General features: G+C 42.9%; 17 protein-coding genes, 1 pseudogene, 1 riboswitch and 1 other annotated feature. Of the genes and pseudogenes, 7 read left to right on the top strand and 11 right to left on the bottom strand.

The features are described from left to right. Positions 1-16: 16 nt before the first annotated feature. Positions 17-248 (bottom strand) — a binding site (T-box leader). Between the two features lie 34 nt (positions 249-282). The 6 genes and pseudogenes from K1I53_RS04840 to K1I53_RS04815 all read right to left on the bottom strand — a co-directional run bounded on the left by K1I53_RS04840 (position 283) and on the right by K1I53_RS04815 (position 7123). After that, positions 283-1512: a DegT/DnrJ/EryC1/StrS family aminotransferase gene (locus K1I53_RS04840; RefSeq protein ID WP_223328597.1), complete on the bottom strand. Its 1230-nt coding sequence runs from the start codon at positions 1510-1512 to the stop codon at positions 283-285. A gap of 42 nt (positions 1513-1554) precedes the next feature. Further along, complete coding sequence (locus K1I53_RS04835) at positions 1555-2247, bottom strand: sugar transferase (protein ID WP_223328596.1); 693 nt, start codon at positions 2245-2247, stop codon at positions 1555-1557. A 103-nt stretch (positions 2248-2350) separates the two neighbouring features. Beyond that, positions 2351-4093 (bottom strand): ABC transporter ATP-binding protein, encoded by a 1743-nt coding sequence (locus K1I53_RS04830; RefSeq protein WP_223328595.1) that lies wholly within the window; start codon positions 4091-4093, stop codon positions 2351-2353. Next, positions 4083-5829 (bottom strand): annotated as a pseudogene (locus K1I53_RS04825) (ABC transporter ATP-binding protein). The gene K1I53_RS04830 and the pseudogene K1I53_RS04825 overlap by 11 nt, the downstream one beginning before the upstream one ends. Before the next feature lie 206 nt (positions 5830-6035). Next, positions 6036-6671 (bottom strand): DUF421 domain-containing protein, encoded by a 636-nt coding sequence (locus K1I53_RS04820; protein WP_000174452.1) that lies wholly within the window; start codon positions 6669-6671, stop codon positions 6036-6038. After that, a complete protein-coding gene (locus K1I53_RS04815; protein WP_000675331.1) occupies positions 6668-7123 on the bottom strand; it encodes a DUF3290 family protein in 456 nt (151 codons plus the stop codon). Before K1I53_RS04815 ends, K1I53_RS04820 begins: the two co-directional genes overlap by 4 nt. Before the next feature lie 133 nt (positions 7124-7256). Here K1I53_RS04815 and K1I53_RS04810 point away from each other — a divergent pair, with 133 nt between their 5' ends. From K1I53_RS04810 to K1I53_RS04795, 4 genes are all read left to right on the top strand, one after another. Beyond that, a complete protein-coding gene (locus tag K1I53_RS04810; RefSeq protein WP_223328594.1) occupies positions 7257-8084 on the top strand; it encodes an exodeoxyribonuclease III in 828 nt (275 codons plus the stop codon). A gap of 11 nt (positions 8085-8095) precedes the next feature. After that, positions 8096-8482: a bleomycin resistance protein gene (locus tag K1I53_RS04805; RefSeq protein WP_129326232.1), complete on the top strand. Its 387-nt coding sequence runs from the start codon at positions 8096-8098 to the stop codon at positions 8480-8482. A 132-nt stretch (positions 8483-8614) separates the two neighbouring features. Then, positions 8615-8710, top strand: a riboswitch (purine riboswitch). Positions 8711-8830: 120 nt separating this feature from the next. Continuing rightward, a complete protein-coding gene (locus K1I53_RS04800) occupies positions 8831-9412 on the top strand; it encodes a xanthine phosphoribosyltransferase (protein ID WP_223328593.1) in 582 nt (193 codons plus the stop codon). Further along, positions 9412-10674, top strand: a complete 1263-nt coding sequence (locus K1I53_RS04795; RefSeq protein ID WP_223328592.1) for a nucleobase:cation symporter-2 family protein — start codon at positions 9412-9414, stop codon at positions 10672-10674. The genes K1I53_RS04800 and K1I53_RS04795 overlap by 1 nt, the downstream gene beginning before the upstream one ends. A 286-nt stretch (positions 10675-10960) precedes the next feature. Here the strand turns inward: K1I53_RS04795 and K1I53_RS04790 are convergent, their stop codons facing one another. Both K1I53_RS04790 and typA read right to left on the bottom strand, forming a co-directional pair. Beyond that, a complete protein-coding gene (locus K1I53_RS04790; RefSeq protein ID WP_000262659.1) occupies positions 10961-11215 on the bottom strand; it encodes a DUF3165 family protein in 255 nt (84 codons plus the stop codon). A gap of 19 nt (positions 11216-11234) precedes the next feature. Further along, complete coding sequence (typA, locus tag K1I53_RS04785; RefSeq protein ID WP_223328591.1) at positions 11235-13076, bottom strand: translational GTPase TypA; 1842 nt, start codon at positions 13074-13076, stop codon at positions 11235-11237. A 158-nt stretch (positions 13077-13234) separates the two neighbouring features. On the opposite strand from typA, the gene K1I53_RS04780 reads away from it, so the two are divergent. Next, positions 13235-13960, top strand: a complete 726-nt coding sequence (locus K1I53_RS04780; protein WP_223328590.1) for a 16S rRNA pseudouridine(516) synthase — start codon at positions 13235-13237, stop codon at positions 13958-13960. A 40-nt stretch (positions 13961-14000) separates the two neighbouring features. Here K1I53_RS04780 and K1I53_RS04775 read toward each other — a convergent pair whose 3' ends face one another. The 3 genes from K1I53_RS04775 to K1I53_RS04765 all read right to left on the bottom strand — a co-directional run bounded on the left by K1I53_RS04775 (position 14001) and on the right by K1I53_RS04765 (position 14910). Further along, complete coding sequence (locus K1I53_RS04775) at positions 14001-14228, bottom strand: DUF4190 domain-containing protein (protein WP_223328589.1); 228 nt, start codon at positions 14226-14228, stop codon at positions 14001-14003. 71 nt (positions 14229-14299) lie between these two features. Then, on the bottom strand, positions 14300-14680 hold the full coding sequence (locus tag K1I53_RS04770; RefSeq protein WP_061597872.1) for a rhodanese-like domain-containing protein: 381 nt from the start codon (positions 14678-14680) through the stop codon (positions 14300-14302). Further along, the gene (locus tag K1I53_RS04765; protein WP_004243559.1) at positions 14677-14910 is read right to left on the bottom strand and encodes a YqgQ family protein; all 234 of its coding nucleotides are present in this window, start codon (positions 14908-14910) and stop codon (positions 14677-14679) included. The genes K1I53_RS04770 and K1I53_RS04765 overlap by 4 nt, the downstream gene beginning before the upstream one ends. A gap of 102 nt (positions 14911-15012) precedes the next feature. Here K1I53_RS04765 and K1I53_RS04760 point away from each other — a divergent pair, with 102 nt between their 5' ends. Further along, complete coding sequence (locus tag K1I53_RS04760) at positions 15013-15921, top strand: LysR family transcriptional regulator (protein WP_131200132.1); 909 nt, start codon at positions 15013-15015, stop codon at positions 15919-15921. 48 nt (positions 15922-15969) lie between these two features. Next, positions 15970-17769, top strand: coding sequence for an N-acetylmuramoyl-L-alanine amidase (locus K1I53_RS04755; protein ID WP_223328588.1), 1800 nt, complete (start codon positions 15970-15972; stop codon positions 17767-17769). The last annotated feature ends 17 nt before the right edge of the window (positions 17770-17786 follow it).

Here is a 17786-nt window from a genome sequence, read left to right as displayed (position 1 = left end):
CACAGAAAATAATCTGTGTGAGGGCGTTGGTAACGCGGTGCCACCTCAATTATAAAGGGACTATTCCCCTTTACATCTCTGCCTTGTCTAACAACAAGTTGCACTGTAAGGTGTGCGCACCGAATTTTCATTGTTTCAAATTCATTTTTAAAATCAGCCCACTTTCACTACTTCCAACCACCTGTTCACAATCACCACAGGCTCCCTGAAGATCAAACATAGTTACTTTTCTGATTTATTGAGAATATTATATGTTATTGTCCGCTTTTTGTCAAGATTTTTTTATGATTTTTTTCCAGAACCAAGGATTTCTTCAGAAACTCTCACCAAGGTTTCGATAATATAATCTACTTCTTCATCGGTTAATTTTGTGTGAAGAGGAAGCGTGATTTCATTTTCAAAGAAAGCATAGGCCTTTGGATAATCTGCCATATCAAACCCAAGATTCTTATAGGCTGTCAAAAGAGGAAGCGGTTTGTAGTGGACATTACTTGCAATTCCTGCTTTGGCCAATTCTTGGATGATACGATTACGCTCCTCTAGACTAGCACCTTCTACATGGGTGATGTAGAGGTGACGACAAGACTCGACAGTATCAGTCTTGTGTGCCAATGGGTGAATACGAGTACCCGCAAAACCACGATCATAACGGTCCACGATGTCCTTACGACGTTGCAACAAACCAGGGTAGCGGTCCAATTGTACCAAACCAATCGAAGCCATGATATCTGTCATATTGCACTTGTAGGCAGGGGTTACGATATCGTATTCCCATGAGCCAAGTTGCATCTTAGCAAGGGCATCTTTGGTTTGACCATGAAGGGAAAGGATTTGGAATTCCTTGTACATTTCTTCGTCGTCAATCGTTGGATTGGCCTTCCAAGTCGCACTTCCTCCCTCAGCTGTTGTAAAGTTCTTAACAGCATGGAATGAGAAGGAAGTAAAGTCAGCGATAGAGCCAGCTGGTTGTCCTTTGTAAGTAGATCCCAAAGCGTGGGCACTATCTGAGACAATCACAATGCGGTTAAAGGCTTTTTGCCACTTGCTAGTAGCTGTAAATAGGTCACGTTTCTTCTCCACGACTTGGAATAAACGGTCATAGTCGCAAACAATTCCTGCAAGCTCAACCGGAATAATCACCTTGGTCTTTTCAGTAATAGCTTGCTCAAGCAAGTCATAGTCCATTTCAAAAGTATCTGCTTGGATATCCACCATGACAGGTGTTGCTCCCACGTGAGTGATGACGCTACATGAAGCTGTATAGGTCATAGCTGGAACGATAACTTCGTCACCAGGCCCTACTTCCAAGACTCGCAAAATCAACTCAAGCGCTGCAGTTGCAGAGTTGAGGCAGACAGTCTTAGGTGTCTGTGTGTATTGGGACAAGCGACGCTCCAGTTCTTTTGTCTTAGGACCTGTTGTGATCCAACCAGAACGTAGGGTATCCGCTACTTCAGCAATTTCTGCTTCTGTAATATCAGGTGGTGAAAATGGAATATTGTAATTTGGCATTGATTTGCTCCTTTTATCTGTACTCATTTTCTCATGACTACTTTATTTTAGCACTTCAAACACGGTTTGAAACATGATTTTGATGTCCCCAAGGAAACTAAACTCTCGGAGATAGGCGAGGTTATAGCGCATCTTTTCAGGGAGGACGTGTTCAACATAGGCCTTGTCAACTGACAGACCTTTCTCCGTCATTTGACTGATGATCGTATCCTCATCCTTGTAGTTGATGCTGGCTGGAGAGGTGATTCCTGCTGGCAAGAGCAAGGTCGCCATCATTTCAGGACTATACTGCTCGGTGTAACGTGGCACCTCAGGTCTTGTCCCAACAAAGGACATCTCACCTTTAAGGACATTGACCAACTGAGGTAGTTCGTCCAAACGCACACGGCGGATGAAATTTCCCACTTTGGTAATGCGGCTATCGTTAGCAGAAGTCACTAGACTTCCTTTTTTATCCGCATCCGTTACCATAGTACGGAACTTCCAAATCTTGAACGGACGGTTGTACTGGGTCACGCGCTCTTGCTTGTAAATGACAGGTCCCTTGCTATCCAACTTGATCCAAATGCTCAAGACAAGAAAGATGGGAGAAGTCAAAACTAGCAAAAACAGGGCCAGAACCCAGTCCAGGCAACGCTTGAAAATCAGCGAACCCTTCCTTTTAGAGACAAGCTGGTAGTAAGACTCAACCTCGCTTGATTGCATTTCCACGGGCAAGTCTTCCCATTTCAGCATGCTGTTTCTCCTTTGTTTTCATTATACTATTTGTCAACATTTTTCATTATACCACAAAATGGAAAAGGCGGTGCAAGAAAGCTGTAATTTGGAGGAATTCTTATTAGGACATGGCTCCAGCCTGCAAACGATACATCTTGTGATAGGTTCCTCTCAGGGCCAAGAGTTCCTCATGGGTTCCGCTCTCAATGATGCGCCCCTTGTCCAAAACATAAATGCAGTTAGCGTCCTGGATGGTCGAAAGGCGGTGGGCGATGGCAATGGTCGTCCGTCCTTTTCTCATTTTAGCCAGAGAATCCTGAACCAAACTTTCTGTCTCCGAGTCAATATTGGCTGTCGCTTCATCCAAAATCAGGATTTTAGGCTGACTGGCGACTGTTCTGGCAAAGGCAAGAAGCTGGCGCTGGCCAGTAGAAAAGCTCGAACCACGCTCAGACACAGGTGCATCATAACCCAGAGGAAGGTCCTGAATAAAGGAATCTGCATCGACAAAGGCAGCCGCAGCCTGAACCTCTTCATCACTAAGATCTTGGTACATGGCGATATTGGACTTGATGGTTCCATGATAGAGGAAGGGATCCTGTAAGACAAGACCGATGTTCTTTCTCAGCTCTTCCTGACTGTAGTCTCTAATATCCACACCATCCAAGAGAACTCGGCCTGACTGAAATTCATAAAAGCGCATGAGGACATTGATAATGGAAGATTTCCCAGAACCTGTATGTCCTACAAAGGCAATGGTTTCACCCTTCTTAACCGAAAAGGAAATGTCATCCAGAATCGGATGTTTGCCATCATAAGAGAAACATACATATTCAAAACGAATATTGCCTTCTTTGACTTTGGCTGGTCCATTTTCTTGAAGAGGCTCATAGGTCTTCTCGTCAATCAAGGCAAAGACACGACCTGCAGATACCATGGACGTTTGAAGGGTTGAAAAGTTTTGCGTCACCTCAATCAGGGGATCAAAAAGGCGGTTGATGTACTGGATAAAGGCATACATGGTTCCGGCCGTTATCCCGATAGAAAGACCACGGTAACCAAAGTAGGCCATCAAAACGGCGTATCCTAGGAGTTTCAGCAAACTCATGGCAGGTCTCAAAAAGAGGGCATCCAAGGCTACAGAACGGTTGGCATAGACCAAGTGTTCTTGGTTGATTTCATCAAATTCTGCCTGCAGGCGCTTCTCTTGATTAAAGGCCTGGATAATCCTGATTCCCTCAATATTCTCTGCCAGCTTACTATTGATATCTGACAAGAGACTTCTGGTTTTCTTGATGATTTTCACTGACTTTTTCCGGTAGAGATTGACCAACAGAAAAATCAAGGGAAGAAAGAGCAAGACTAAAGCTGTCAAACGAAAATCCAGCACCAACATGGTATAGAGAGTTGTCAGAAAGATGAAAACTGCTGAAATAAAGCTGGATAAAATCCCTGAAAACATATCACTGATGGTCTCGGTATCATTGGTCAAACGAGAAACGATGGAACCTGCTGGCGTCTTGTCAAAATAAGACATGCCCAGTTTCTCCATATTGGCAAAGGCATCCCGACGAATATCTCTGACAATACTGTAGGAAACCCGCGCAAAGAGAAGATTGCCGATATACTGAACTAGAGTTTGTAGGATATAAAGACCATAGTAGACCAGCAAAACGGTCACAGCAAGTTGGTTGAGATTGCTGAGGTACTGGTCGATAAAGTGGGAAGCTACAAGGGGAATGACACTTTTAATGACCGTCGTCGCGAGGAGAAAACTGAGTGCCAAAAAGGTCAGGAGGCCATAGGGCTTGAGATAAGACATCAAGCGCTTCAATACAACCCATTGTTCTTTCTTATTCTGCATCTTCTTCTCCTTTCATTTCCAATTGCTGAGACTGGTAGGTTTGGGCATACCAGCCATCTAAAGCTAGCAGGTCTTCGTGTGTACCGCGTTCTATGATTTGGCCATTTTGCAGAACCAAAATCAGATCTGCATGGACAACTGCACTGAGTCGATGGGCTGTGATAATGGTTGTCTTATCCTTCCGCGTCTCCTTGAGATTGTCAATGATGGCATACTCTGTCTTGGCATCCACGGCGGACAAGGAATCATCTAAAATCAAGATATCAGGATCTAAAATCATAGCTCGACTCATAGCCAGACGTTGCTTTTGACCACCTGAGAGACTGACTCCCTTTTCACCGATCAGCGTATCAAATCCCTGAGGCATGTCCACAATATCTTGGTAAACTTGAGCTAGTTTAGTCGCTTCCTCGACCGCTGAAAGGGGCAAATTAGGATTGCCGAAGCGGATATTGTCTAAGATAGAGGTCGCAAAGAGGAACTGGTCCTGAGGGACATAGCCCATGAGACCACGAAGGTCTGTCAGACGATAATCACGAATATCGTGATCGTTTAGATAAATAGCTCCCTTATCCACATCGTATTCACGCAAGAGGAGCTTAATCAAGGACGTTTTCCCAGAGCCTGTCTGTCCGACCAAGCCTAGGGTTTGTCCTTTTTTCTAAACTAAAGTGAATATCCGTCAGTGTCTCCTCATTTTCAAAGGCAAAGCTGTCAATAGCGTACTCCAAACGTCCATTTTCAATACCGTCCAGAGGAAACTCAGGGTCTTTTACAGGTGATTCCTGAGATAAAAGTTCCTCAATCCGTTGGTAAGAAACCTTGCCTCGCTGAGTGATATTAAAGAGGAAACCAATGGCCATAAGAGGCCAGACCAGCATATCCAAGTAGCTGATAAAGGTGACCAGATTCCCAACCGTGATTTGCCTCTCCTGAACCATCAAGGAACCGACCAAAAGGGTTAAAACATAGGATGAACCAACAAACAAGAGAACCATAGGGTCAAAGAGACTATCGTATTTCATGGTTTGGAGGTTCTTTTGGAAGGTCAATTCATTTACTGCCTGAAAGGACTTCAACTCGTCCGCCTGATAACCGAAAGATTTGGTCACTTTGATACCCGATACAGACTCCTGCACCTTGTTATTGAGTTCGGAAAATGCCGCCTGTGACTCGCCAAAGGCCTTGTGGGTCTTTCTCCCTAGACGACTGGTCGCATAGGCCATGAAAGGCAAGGGAAGAATGGCAACCAGAGTCATCTGCCAAGAAATGCTAAAAAGCATGGTCAGCAAAGTCACCAGCGCCGTGATGGAAGCATCCACTGCTGACATGACTCCTCCACCTGCGAGACGAGTTAGGGCATTGATATCATTGGTGGCGTGTGCCATCAGGTCTCCCGTTCGATAGGTCTGATAAAAGGCTGGCGACATTTTTGTGAAATGCTCAAACAATCGAGAGCGCATAATCTGCCCCAGACGGTAGGAAGTTCCAAGGATATACATGCGCCAAACATATCGCAGATAGTACATCCCAAAGGCTGCCAGCAGCAGATAAAATAGATTAAGAAGGAGGTCCTGATGGGTTAATTGCCCCGATGTAATGGCATCAATCACCCGCCCCATAACCATGGGAGGAATGAGATTGAGGACGGAAACCAAGACCAAGGCCATAATCCCGACTAGATAACGGCGTTTTTCTAACCTGAAAAACCACCAAAGTTTTTGAATAATGGACATAAAATCCCTTTCTGATTGCAAATGGAAACCTGAGGCCAAGACTCAATGAAAATCAAAGAGCAAACTAGGAAACTAGCCGCAAGCTGCTCAAAGCACTGCTTTGAGGTTGTAGATAGAACTGACGAAGTCAGTAACCTACATACGGCAAGGCGACGTTGACGCAGTTTGAATTTGATTTTTGAAGAGTACAAGACCCCAGGTTTTTCTTATTCATAAGTTACGACTGAGACGGCACCCTTGTCATACTCAGCGATAAAGATATTGGCCACATTGTCATGCCCTTGTTTGCTGAGATTATCAAGCAACCACTCTTCGCTACGGTCAATATATTCCAAAACATCGACTTGGATCACACCGTCAGTCACAACTGGATACTTAGGATTTTCATCTCCCATTTGGACCACGATGAGTTGGCCATTTTGCTCATGCACAGCTCGTTTGACCTGCTTCATCTGGAAAATTCCTTGGCTACGAAGTTTGAGAGCAACTTCTGCTGCAGACAAACCAACTGAACGACAGGCTTCTGGGTCAATCTGCCCATTTTTGATAAGGAGAGTTGGTTTTCCATCAATCAAGCGTTTGACAAAACGAACATTGTTATTGAGCCACTTGAGGGTCAAGACCAAAATCGTCCACATCATCAAAATCACTGCGTACTGCAGAATGCTGATTGAACTATTGTAAATCACCCCACCGATGATACCACCAAGAACATAGTTCTGAATTTGGTCTGTAGCAGAGTTAGGTGCTAGATTCCCCTTTCCTGTCACATTAATAACAAAAACAAGAGAGAAAAGACCCAAGGCCAGTTTGATTAAAATTTCCATATAATTGAGTGTCATTTGTTTACCTCCACCAATTCAATAGCGTCTGTTTGATGCAATTCTAATTTCTCTAAAAGATACTTGTCTGGTTGGCTCCCGTTCATGGCGCGGTAGAAATTTGGACCTACCTTGACAAGCGCTCCATCAGTGGCTGCAGAAGTATTGACATAAACTTCTGATTTATCCACTCCCAAGTCTTTGGAAACAACCTCTATGAAATGAAGGGAGGTTTGAAATTGGTTGTTAGAGGCTTGATTGGTCTGGTATTTTGAGATTGTCACCAAAAGCATGGCCACCAAGGTCAAGGCCAAAATCATGACCAATTCCCGAAACTTAGTCCCCTTTTTATCTCGATAGGCTTTAAAAGCAAAAAATCCTGTGATAGCTAGGAGAACAATTCCAAAGCCAATCATGATGCCATTTTGCTGACTGATTTGGCTAAGTACATAGTCATATGAGTAAAATTTCATTTATTTTCACTCCCTTTCATAAAATCATTCTTAATTATAAACGAAAGAGAGTGATTTTTCAAGCCATACGTTGGGGAAATGGACCTTTTTTTGGTATAATAAAATCTATAATCTGAATGAAAAAGGTAACTTTATGAAACTCATCTCATGGAATATTGATTCCCTCAACGCAGCCCTAACGAGCGACTCAGCTCGTGCAAAATTGTCCCAAGAAGTCCTACAAACCTTGGTCGCTGAAAATGCTGATATCATCGCTATCCAAGAAACCAAGCTTTCTGCCAAGGGTCCTACAAAAAAACATCTGGAAGTTCTCGAAGAACTCTTTCCAGGGTATGAAAATACTTGGCGTTCTTCCCAAGAACCTGCTCGTAAAGGCTATGCTGGAACCATGTTCCTCTATAAAAAAGAACTCACACCAACGATCAGCTTCCCAGAAATCGGTGCCCCTTCTACCATGGACTTGGAAGGCCGCATCATCACCTTGGAATTTGATGAATTTTTCGTAACGCAAGTTTACACTCCAAACGCTGGCGATGGCCTCAAACGCTTGGAAGAACGCCAAGTCTGGGATGTCAAATACGCTGAGTATCTAGCTGAGTTAGACAAAGAAAAACCAGTCCTTGCGACGGGTGACTATAACGTAGCCCACAAAGAAATCGACCTTGCAAACCCTGCCAGCAACCGCCGTTCACCTGGATTTACAGACGAAGAACGTGCTGGCTTTACCAACCTCTTGGCAACTGGATTTACCGACACCTTCCGTCATCTTCACGGCGATGTCCCAGAACGCTACACTTGGTGGGCACAACGCAGCAAAACTTCTAAAATCAACAATACTGGCTGGAGAATCGACTACTGGCTCACCAGTAACCGCGTCGCTGACAAGGTAACCAAGTCAGACATGATTGACTCAGGAGCTCGTCAAGACCATACACCGATTGTATTGGAAATTGAACTTTAAGGATTTTCACGATGAACTACAATGCAGTTATTCCCGAGTTTATGGTATCGAATATCGAACAGTCCCGTTCCTTCTACTGCGATTTACTCGGTTTTAGGATCGAATACGATCGTCCAGAAGAAAACTTCCTCTTTCTCTCTCTTGAAGAGTGCCAACTAATGCTAGAGGAAGGAACCCCTGAGGAACTGGCTAACCTTACCTACCCTTTTGGAAAAGGTGTCAACCTATCCTTTGGTATAAAGGATGTCCCACAACTTTATCAAAAAGTGATCGAAGCCAACTATCCTATCCATCGTCCGCTGATCAAGAGAACATTTCGTGTTGGAGATCACTATATCTATCCTCACGAATTTGCAGTTTTGGATCCAGACGGCTATTTTTTAAGATTTAGCGAATAGAAGTATAGAAACCTACAATACCGTATCGTGTTGTAGGTTTTTGTTCGTTCTCTTTTTTTATCTAAATCCTAACAAAATATTTGATTTCTAAAGCTATTTGGTGTAAAATAATGACATTAACGTTGTCGCGTTTGATAATGGTAGTATTTTACTTGTTTATGTCGTGAATTGGCACGACGTTTCTACAAGGTGCCGTAACACCTAACAATGAGTAAGTCAGCTGAAGGTATGGTGTTGGCCATGCCTATTTTGGGGACTTACTTAGGGGATTAAGTAGGTTCTTTTTCTATTTCTTGCTAGAAACTCTAAACAAGCAAATGAAGCATCTTTTAGACTTTAGGAGGTCTTATGAAATTATTAGAAGAGCGCATCCTTCAGGATGGGCATATCTTGGGTGACAACATCCTCAAGGTAGATTCCTTTTTAACCCACCAGGTTGACTATCGTTTGATGCGGGAGATTGGTAAAGTTTTTGCGGAAAAATTCGCTTCTGCTGGCATTACCAAGGTCGTAACCATTGAAGCGTCAGGCATTGCCCCAGCTGTTTTTACAGCTGAAGCCTTGAATGTTCCCATGATTTTCGCAAAAAAAGCTAAAAACATCACCATGAACGAAGGTATCTTAACCGCCGAAGTCTACTCCTTTACCAAGCAGGTGACCAGCACCGTTTCTATTGCTGGAAAATTCCTCTCACCTGAGGACAAGGTCTTGATTATCGATGATTTCCTAGCTAACGGGCAAGCTGCCAAAGGCTTGATCCAAATCATCGAACAAGCCGGAGCAAAAGTTCAAGCTATCGGAATTGTTATCGAAAAATCTTTCCAGGATGGTCGTGATTTGCTTGAAAAAGCAGGCTACCCCGTCCTATCACTGGCTCGCTTGGATAGTTTCGAAAATGGTCAGGTCGTATTTAAGGAGGCAGATCTCTAATGCAAAAACAAGAAAAACACTCGCAGGCAGCCGTTCTCGGCTTGCAGCACTTACTCGCCATGTACTCAGGTTCTATCCTAGTTCCTATCATGATTGCGACAGCTCTTGGCTATTCAGCTGAACAGTTGACCTACCTGATTTCTACAGATATCTTCATGTGTGGGGTGGCCACCTTCCTCCAACTCCAACTCAATAAATACTTTGGAATTGGACTACCAGTCGTTCTCGGAGTTGCCTTCCAGTCGGTTGCTCCCTTGATTATGATTGGGCAAAGCCACGGTAGCGGAGCTATGTTTGGTGCCCTTATCGTTTCAGGGATTTATGTGGTTCTGATTTCAGGCATTTTCTCAAAAGTAGCCAATCTCTTTCCATCTATCGTAACAGGATCTGTTATTACCACGATTGGATTGACCTTGATTCCTGTTGCTATTGGAAATATGGGAAATAATGTTCCAGAGCCAACTGGTCAAAGTCTCTTACTTGCTGCTATCACTGTTCTGATTATCCTCTTGATCAACATCTTTACCAAAGGATTTATCAAGTCTATCTCCATTTTGATTGGTCTCGTAGTCGGAACCGCCATTGCTGCTACCATGGGCTTGGTTGACTTTTCTCCTGTGGCTGCAGCACCGCTTGTCCATGTCCCAACTCCCCTCTACTTTGGTGTACCGACTTTTGAAATCTCATCCATCGTCATGATGTGTATCATTGCAACGGTGTCTATGGTTGAGTCCACTGGTGTTTACCTGGCCTTGTCTGATATTACCAATGACCCAATAGACAGCACGCGCCTTCGCAACGGTTACCGCGCAGAAGGTTTGGCTGTACTTCTCGGAGGAATCTTTAACACCTTCCCTTACACAGGATTTTCACAAAACGTTGGCTTGGTTAAATTATCTGGTATCAAGACTCGCCTGCCAATCTACTACGCAGCTGGTTTCCTAGTCCTCCTTGGACTCCTTCCTAAGTTTGGTGCCCTCGCCCAAATCATTCCGAGTCCTGTCCTTGGTGGCGCCATGCTGGTGATGTTTGGTTTTGTATCTATTCAAGGGATGCAAATCCTAGCGCGCGTTGACTTTGCTAACAATGAACACAACTTCCTTATCGCAGCTGTATCAATCGCCGCTGGTGTTGGACTAAACAATAGTAATCTCTTTATCAGCATGCCAACAGCCTTCCAAATGTTCTTCTCAAACGGAATCGTCGTGGCAAGCCTCCTCGCCATTGTCCTCAATGCAGTATTAAACCGGAAAAAGAAATAAGAAAAAGAGGTGTGAGCCTCCAGATTGAAGAAAAGTTCATTTTGGACGATTTCTTCAATCTTTTTCTTTCGGTCCAAAATCTGAGAAAATATACGTTAAATCAGAAATTAAATTATTTCCAAAATAATTGTAAGAGTATCCACTTTCTAATAGGTCGCCAAAAAAGTTTTAAAAATCATAAAAACGCATAATATCAGGCATTCAAAAACCTTGATATTATGCGTTTTATCAGGGAAAAATTTGTTAGATTTTCTCCTCAAATTAAGTCATTACCCAGCCTCTTCTATTATCTTCTTTTACCCTTTTTTACAGGCATGAGCGTAATGTCTCTCAAGCTAAAGTAGGCTAGAGCCAGCATGGCGATTGTGACAAAGAACTCTGTCGGTAATTGGAAGATCTGCAAGATGGACAACATCAGCAAGATCAAGAGTGCAACAACTACAAAGACCAAGATAACGATGTTGACTGTTCCTTTAATGCTTTGTGGTGTCGCAAATACATAGAGTAGTAATAAGAGGATTCCTATGATTAAATAGACCATCTTTATCTCTTTCTAGCTCTTATTCAGCTGATTTTTTCTTTTTGTTGGCTTTCTCACGCTCTGCCTTGTTAAGGATTTGTTTACGCAAACGGATAGACTCAGGTGTTACTTCCATGTACTCATCGTCGTTCAAGAACTCAAGTGACTCTTCAAGCGTCAAAATACGAGGAGTTTTGATAACCGCTGTTTGGTCCTTGGTAGCTGAACGAACGTTGGTCATTTGTTTGGCCTTGGTGATGTTAACTGTCAAGTCGTTTTCACGAGAGTTTTCACCAATAATCATTCCTTCGTAAACCTCAGTACCTGGGTTGACAAAGATGGTTCCACGTTCTTCGATAGACATGATTGAGTATGTTGTAGCCTTACCAGCATCGATGGAAACAAGGGCACCACGGTGACGTCCCCCAATTTCCCCTGGAATCAATGGCAAGTATTGGTCAAAGGTATGGTTCATGATACCGTAACCACGAGTCATTGACAAGAACTCAGTTGAGTATCCAATCAAACCACGCGCTGGAACAAGGAAGACCAAACGAGTTTGACCATTACCAGTTGAGATCATATCCAACATTTCACCCTTACGTTCAGAAAGGCTTTGGATAACAGATCCTTGGTATTCTTCTGGAGTATCGATTTGAACACGTTCAAATGGCTCACATTTAACACCATCAATCTCTTTTACGATAACTTCTGGACGAGATACTTGAAGTTCATAGCCCTCACGACGCATGGTTTCGATCAGGATTGACAAGTGCAATTCTCCACGACCTGAAACAGTCCATTTATCTGGTGAATCCGTTGGGTCAACACGAAGGGAAACGTCTGTTTGCAATTCTGCCTGCAAGCGTTCTTCCACCTTACGAGAAGTCACCCATTTTCCTTCACGACCTGCAAATGGTGAGTTGTTGACCAAGAAGGTCATTTGAAGGGTTGGCTCATCGATGTGTAGGATTGGAAGTGGTTCAACAGCGTCTGTTGGAGTGATAGTTTCACCGACAAAGATATCTTCCATACCGGATACAGCAATCAAGTCACCTGCTTTGGCTTCTTGGATCTCACGACGTTCTAAACCAAAGAAACCGAAAAGTTTTGTAACACGGAAGTTCTTCGTTGTGCCATCTAGTTTAGAAAGGGTAACTTGGTCCCCAACTTTCACACTACCACGGAAGACACGACCGATACCGATACGTCCAACGAAGTCGTTATAGTCCAAAAGTGACACTTGGAACTGCAAAGGCTCATCTGAGTTATCCACTGGAGCTGGAATATGGTCGATGATGGTATCAAAGATTGGTGCCATTGTTTTTTCTTGATCAGCTGGATCGTCTGACAATGAAGATGTTCCGTTAATTGCTGAAGCATAAACAACTGGGAAATCAAGCTGGTCATCATCTGCACCAAGCTCGATGAAAAGTTCCAAGACTTCATCCACTACTTCTGCTGGACGAGCTGATGGTTTGTCGATTTTATTAACAACCACGATTGGGACAAGGTCTTGTTCCAAGGCTTTTTTCAAAACGAAACGAGTTTGTGGCATGGTTCCTTCGTAGGCATCTACGACCAAAACAACACCGTCAACCATTTTCATGATACGCTCAACTTCTCCACCGAAGTCCGCGTGTCCTGGTGTGTCCATGATATTGATACGAGTTCCGTTGTAGGCAACGGCTGTATTTTTAGCAAGAATTGTAATTCCACGCTCTTTTTCGATATCGTTTGAGTCCATAGCGCGCTCTGCCAATTCAGTACGTGCATCAAGAGTTTCAGATTGTTTCAATAATTCGTCAACGAGGGTTGTTTTCCCGTGGTCAACGTGGGCGATAATCGCAATGTTACGGATATCTTCTCTTAATTTTGTCATGATTTCCTCTAATATTTAAATTTTTATTTCTAACTGAACAATTATACCACAGTCTCATTCAAAAATCACAGTTCAGCTAAGTGTAAATGTTTTCACTTAGCTTTTCTAGTCAAGGCAACTCTTTTCAAAGTCAGAGACTTATGATAAGATAAGCTGGTATGCGTTTAGATAGATTATTAGCCCAAGAAAAGGTCAGTCGCAAGGCTATGAAACAGGCTCTATTAAAAAAAGAAATCCTAGTGGACGATTATCCAGCCAGCTCACTCGCTCAAAGTGTCGACACTGGATTGCAAAAATTAGTCTTTCAAGGACGGCAGATTCAAGGCTACGAGCACAACTACCTCATGCTTCATAAGCCAAACGGAGTCGTTACAGCTAGCAAGGATAAGAAACTACCAACCGTCATGGACCTCCTTCCACCTGACATCCAGTCTGACCAGCTCTATGCTGTCGGCAGACTAGACCGCGATACGATGGGACTGCTCCTTTTGACAGACAATGGACCTTTAGGATTCCAACTCCTCCATCCCCAGTACCATGTCGATAAATCCTATCAAGTGGTAGTAAACGGACCGCTCACATCAGATCATATCCAAAAATTCAAAAATGGGATTGTCTTTTTAGATGGAACCACTTGTAAACCTGCTCAGCTCGAAATTCTAGACACAAGCCCAACAGAGAGCCATGCCTCCATCACTATCTCTGAGGGCAAATTTCATCAAGTCAAGAAGATGTTTCTCTCAGTTGGTGTCAAGGTGACTGCCCTAAAACGCGTCCAGTTCGGCGATTTTACATTAGACCCAGAACTAGCAAAAGGGCAATATCGTCCCTTGAATCCAGAGGAATTGGAAATCATTAAAAACTATTTAGAGAAAAGTGGATAAAAGAAAAAAGCTTTATGTTTAAAGCTTTTTTCAATCTTCTTTAATTCATGTGTAAGAAAATTCCAATAATCCAGTTAAGAACAGAAAGAACAATACCTACAATAGATACAATTCTCTCTGTTTTAAAGTCTAAGCCAGATTCTTTTTGAAGTTCATTAGCAAACAATACACCAGTGATACCTAAACCAATACCTCCCAACGGAAATAACAAACTAAGAATGATAGATAGGATACCCACTAAAAGCGGGTTCTTCTTCTTTTCTTGCATATTCTAAAAACTCCTTAAAATGTTTATTAATTTAGTATATGAGACCGACTTTATCAACTTTTTCCTTGTTCTTAACTCGTCTTCACTTTCCCTTTCCAAGAATCCAATCCATAAGAAAGGATATAAATCTCAGAGAAACCTTGTTTTTTCAAATAAAGTGCTGCATTGGTCACTCGTTGTCCACGTTGGTTTTCGTAGAGAAGGACAGGTTTATCCTTGCGAAGGGCTGCAAGGCTTGACTTCAACTGATTTGAAGGAATATTGCGGGCTCCGAGGATATGTTTTCTGTGAAATTCTGCTGGTTCACGGACATCAATCAATTGCCCTTTCCGAATCAAGGCTTCAAATTCTGCATTGTCCACAATCTTAGCCGCACGACGAATACGAAGGTAGTTATAACCCATCCAGGCCACCATTGCCAGAACGATTCCCCAAACAATCCAAATTGTCATAAGTTCATATCTCCATTTTTCTCTAAATAGTCTAATTCTATCTTGTGCTCTCTACGAAGAACAGCTTCCGCCTCTAGATAGTCTAGCTTGTCCATCAGACCCGCATCATAGATCCGAGAGAGTTCAAGCTTCATCAGTTCAATATCATACAAGCGCTTCCCCACATAGACAATAATGCCAAACTGTTTGAGAAATTGCTGCACATCATAGAATGTTTTCATAGCTTTCATTCTAACAGATTTTAGACTTTTTTTCAATACTGGATCGGCTCTTTTCCCCGATTTCCTTCGTCTTCATTGCCCATTCTTCCGCAAGTGTGGTACAATAAAAGCATGAGAATTCAACAATTACACTATATTATCAAAATCGTCGAAACTGGCTCTATGAATGAAGCAGCCAAGCAACTCTTTATCACCCAACCCAGTCTGTCTAATGCCGTTCGAGACTTGGAAAATGAAATGGGTATTGAAATCTTTATCCGCAATCCCAAGGGTATTACCTTGACCCGTGATGGGATGGAGTTTCTCTCCTATGCCCGTCAAGTTGTCGAGCAAACCCAGCTTCTGGAGGAACGCTATAAAAACCCTGTCGCCCACCGCGAACTCTTTAGCGTTTCGTCTCAACACTATGCCTTTGTGGTCAATGCCTTTGTATCGCTACTTAAGAAAAGTGATATGGAAAAATACGAGCTTTTCCTTCGTGAAACTCGGACTTGGGAGATTATCGACGATGTCAAGAACTTCCGTAGTGAAGTCGGTGTCCTCTTCTTAAACAGCTACAACCGTGATGTTTTAACGAAAATGCTGGATGACAACCACCTCTTGGCCCACCATCTCTTTACAGCCCAGCCCCATATCTTCGTCAGCAAAACCAACCCTCTGGCAAAGAAAGATAAGGTAAAACTAGAGGACTTGGAGAACTTCCCTTACCTTAGTTATGACCAAGGGACTCACAACTCCTTCTACTTCTCTGAAGAGATTCTCTCGCAGGAATACCACAAGAAATCCATCGTGGTCAGCGACCGTGCCACCCTCTTTAATCTCTTGATTGGTTTGGATGGTTATACCATTGCGACAGGGATTTTGAACAGCAATCTCAACGGAGACAATATCGTTTCCATTCCACTGGACATAGACGATCCCATTGAACTAGTCTATATCCAACATGAAAAAACCAGCCTATCCAAGATGGGCGAACGCTTTATCGAGTATCTACTAGAAGAAGTTCAGTTTGATAGTTGATAAATTGGAAAAAGAAAAAAGTGAAAAAGAAAAAGTTAGGAATAGAAAGTGAAAAAGATATTACTTACCAGTGCTCTGATGCTGTCAATGGCAGGATTGACCCAAACGCCTATCTACGCAGAGGAAAGCAATGCTAATCCTCCTGTTACCACCGAACAAAGTAACTCTAAGGAAGATAAGAAAGATCTTTCAACCAAAACTGAAGAGGAGGTTGCAACACTTCCAAAAGACAAGTCAAAAGAAGAAGCCCCTAAAAAAGAAGGATGGCAGGAAGAAAACAAGCAGTGGCGTTTCTATGAAAACAATCAGCCCGTCCTCAAATGGAAAAAAATTCAAGATAAGTGGTACTATTTTGACCAAGAGGGAAATCGACTCAGTGATACTATCTTTGATGGCTATGTTCTCAATAAAGACGGGGTCATGGTAGAAAATAGTTGGGTGGCTCTTGAAGGGAAATGGTACTACGCCAGTGAGTCTGGAAAAATCATCCAGCAAAAATGGAAAAAAATCGGAGGAGTTTGGTACTACTTCGACAAAGATGGCGTCATGCTCAGTCAGACAATCGTTGATGGCTACCTTCTCACTAAAAGTGGAGCTATGGCGGATAGTGGCTGGGTGAAGGTTGACCAAAATTGGTATTATGTCACACCATCTGGCAGAATCTCGCAAGACAAATGGGAAAAAGTAAACGGTTCTTGGTATTATTTTGACAAAAACGGCGTGATGCTCAGCAAAACGACCGTTGATGCCTACCTGCTCGGCAGTAGCGGGGCTATGGCGGAAAACTCTTGGGTGAAGATTGATCAAAATTGGTATTACGCTGATGAATATGGGAAATATACCCAAGACAAATGGGAGAAAATCAAGGGAACTTGGTATGCTTTTGAACAAAATGGAGTCATGCTTTCCAATAAATGGAAAGGAAGCTACTACCTCAAATCTAGTGGAGCCATGGCTGAAAAAGAGTGGATCTTTGATAAGGCCTACAACAGTTGGTTCTATCTAAAAGCGAATGGGACTTATGCAGCTCGTGAATGGATTGGAGCCTACTATCTCAAGTCTGGTGGCTATATGGCCAAGAATGAGTGGATTTACGACGACTATTACAAGGCTCGTTACTATTTGGACGATAGTGGCCATTATGTTTCAGGAACCTACAAGATAGATGGAAAGGAACATTTGTTCCAAAAATACGGCCAATGGATTTCTGAAGTTTCAACTGAGGGTGGATTTGTAAAAGGCCAATACAGTAACACCATCTTCCTAGATCCTGGGCATGGTGGTCAAGATTCCGGCGCCTTTTACTACAATGTCGCTGAAAAAGATCTCAACATGCAAATCTATCGCAAACTGCGTAAAAAACTGGAAGAATTAGGTTATACTGTCCTCACATCACGTGACAGTGATATCGATGTTGATTTTAAGACTGAGCGTTCAAGAATGGTAAATAAAACCAACTCTGATATCTTTATCAGTATCCATTTCAATGCTACTGGAAACATTCACTCAAAAGCGAGCGGTATTCAAACCTACTCCTATAGTGATGAACCTGATTATCCAAGCAAGATTAATAAATACTGGCACAACCACCCTGATCGTATGAGTGAAAGCAAACGCCTTGCTGCTGCTATCCACTCCTCTCTTCTAGCAGAAACAGGGGCCAAAGATGCTGGTTTATTGGAAAGCAGCTTTGCCGTACTACGCGAAACAGCTAAACCAGCCGTCCTACTGGAGCTTGGATATATGGATAATTTCACTGAGAATCAACGTATTCGTGATGATCAATACCAAGATAGACTAGTCGCAGGTATTGTGAAAGGCATCCAAAAATATTACGCTGGTAAATAACAATAAAGTCTCGAGAA

Origin of the sequence: Streptococcus oralis (assembly GCF_019929365.1) — a bacterium.
GTDB lineage: Bacteria > Bacillota > Bacilli > Lactobacillales > Streptococcaceae > Streptococcus > Streptococcus oralis_BT.
The sequence above is the reverse complement of the archived record's forward strand: the minus strand, read 5'-3'. Positions and strand labels throughout refer to the sequence as shown.

Excerpts from the sequence above, each read along its gene's own strand:
- K1I53_RS04840 (WP_223328597.1), bottom strand. The coding sequence starts at position 1,512 with ATGCCAAATTACAATATTCCATTTTCACCACCTGATATTACAGAAGCA.
- K1I53_RS04835 (WP_223328596.1), bottom strand. The coding sequence starts at position 2,247 with ATGCTGAAATGGGAAGACTTGCCCGTGGAAATGCAATCAAGCGAGGTT.
- K1I53_RS04830 (WP_223328595.1), bottom strand. The coding sequence starts at position 4,093 with ATGCAGAATAAGAAAGAACAATGGGTTGTATTGAAGCGCTTGATGTCT.
- K1I53_RS04820 (WP_000174452.1), bottom strand. The coding sequence starts at position 6,671 with ATGACACTCAATTATATGGAAATTTTAATCAAACTGGCCTTGGGTCTT.
- K1I53_RS04815 (WP_000675331.1), bottom strand. The coding sequence starts at position 7,123 with ATGAAATTTTACTCATATGACTATGTACTTAGCCAAATCAGTCAGCAA.
- K1I53_RS04810 (WP_223328594.1), top strand. The coding sequence starts at position 7,257 with ATGAAACTCATCTCATGGAATATTGATTCCCTCAACGCAGCCCTAACG.
- K1I53_RS04805 (WP_129326232.1), top strand. The coding sequence starts at position 8,096 with ATGAACTACAATGCAGTTATTCCCGAGTTTATGGTATCGAATATCGAA.
- K1I53_RS04800 (WP_223328593.1), top strand. The coding sequence starts at position 8,831 with ATGAAATTATTAGAAGAGCGCATCCTTCAGGATGGGCATATCTTGGGT.
- K1I53_RS04795 (WP_223328592.1), top strand. The coding sequence starts at position 9,412 with ATGCAAAAACAAGAAAAACACTCGCAGGCAGCCGTTCTCGGCTTGCAG.
- K1I53_RS04790 (WP_000262659.1), bottom strand. The coding sequence starts at position 11,215 with ATGGTCTATTTAATCATAGGAATCCTCTTATTACTACTCTATGTATTT.
- typA (WP_223328591.1), bottom strand. The coding sequence starts at position 13,076 with ATGACAAAATTAAGAGAAGATATCCGTAACATTGCGATTATCGCCCAC.
- K1I53_RS04780 (WP_223328590.1), top strand. The coding sequence starts at position 13,235 with ATGCGTTTAGATAGATTATTAGCCCAAGAAAAGGTCAGTCGCAAGGCT.
- K1I53_RS04775 (WP_223328589.1), bottom strand. The coding sequence starts at position 14,228 with ATGCAAGAAAAGAAGAAGAACCCGCTTTTAGTGGGTATCCTATCTATC.
- K1I53_RS04770 (WP_061597872.1), bottom strand. The coding sequence starts at position 14,680 with ATGACAATTTGGATTGTTTGGGGAATCGTTCTGGCAATGGTGGCCTGG.
- K1I53_RS04765 (WP_004243559.1), bottom strand. The coding sequence starts at position 14,910 with ATGAAAGCTATGAAAACATTCTATGATGTGCAGCAATTTCTCAAACAG.
- K1I53_RS04760 (WP_131200132.1), top strand. The coding sequence starts at position 15,013 with ATGAGAATTCAACAATTACACTATATTATCAAAATCGTCGAAACTGGC.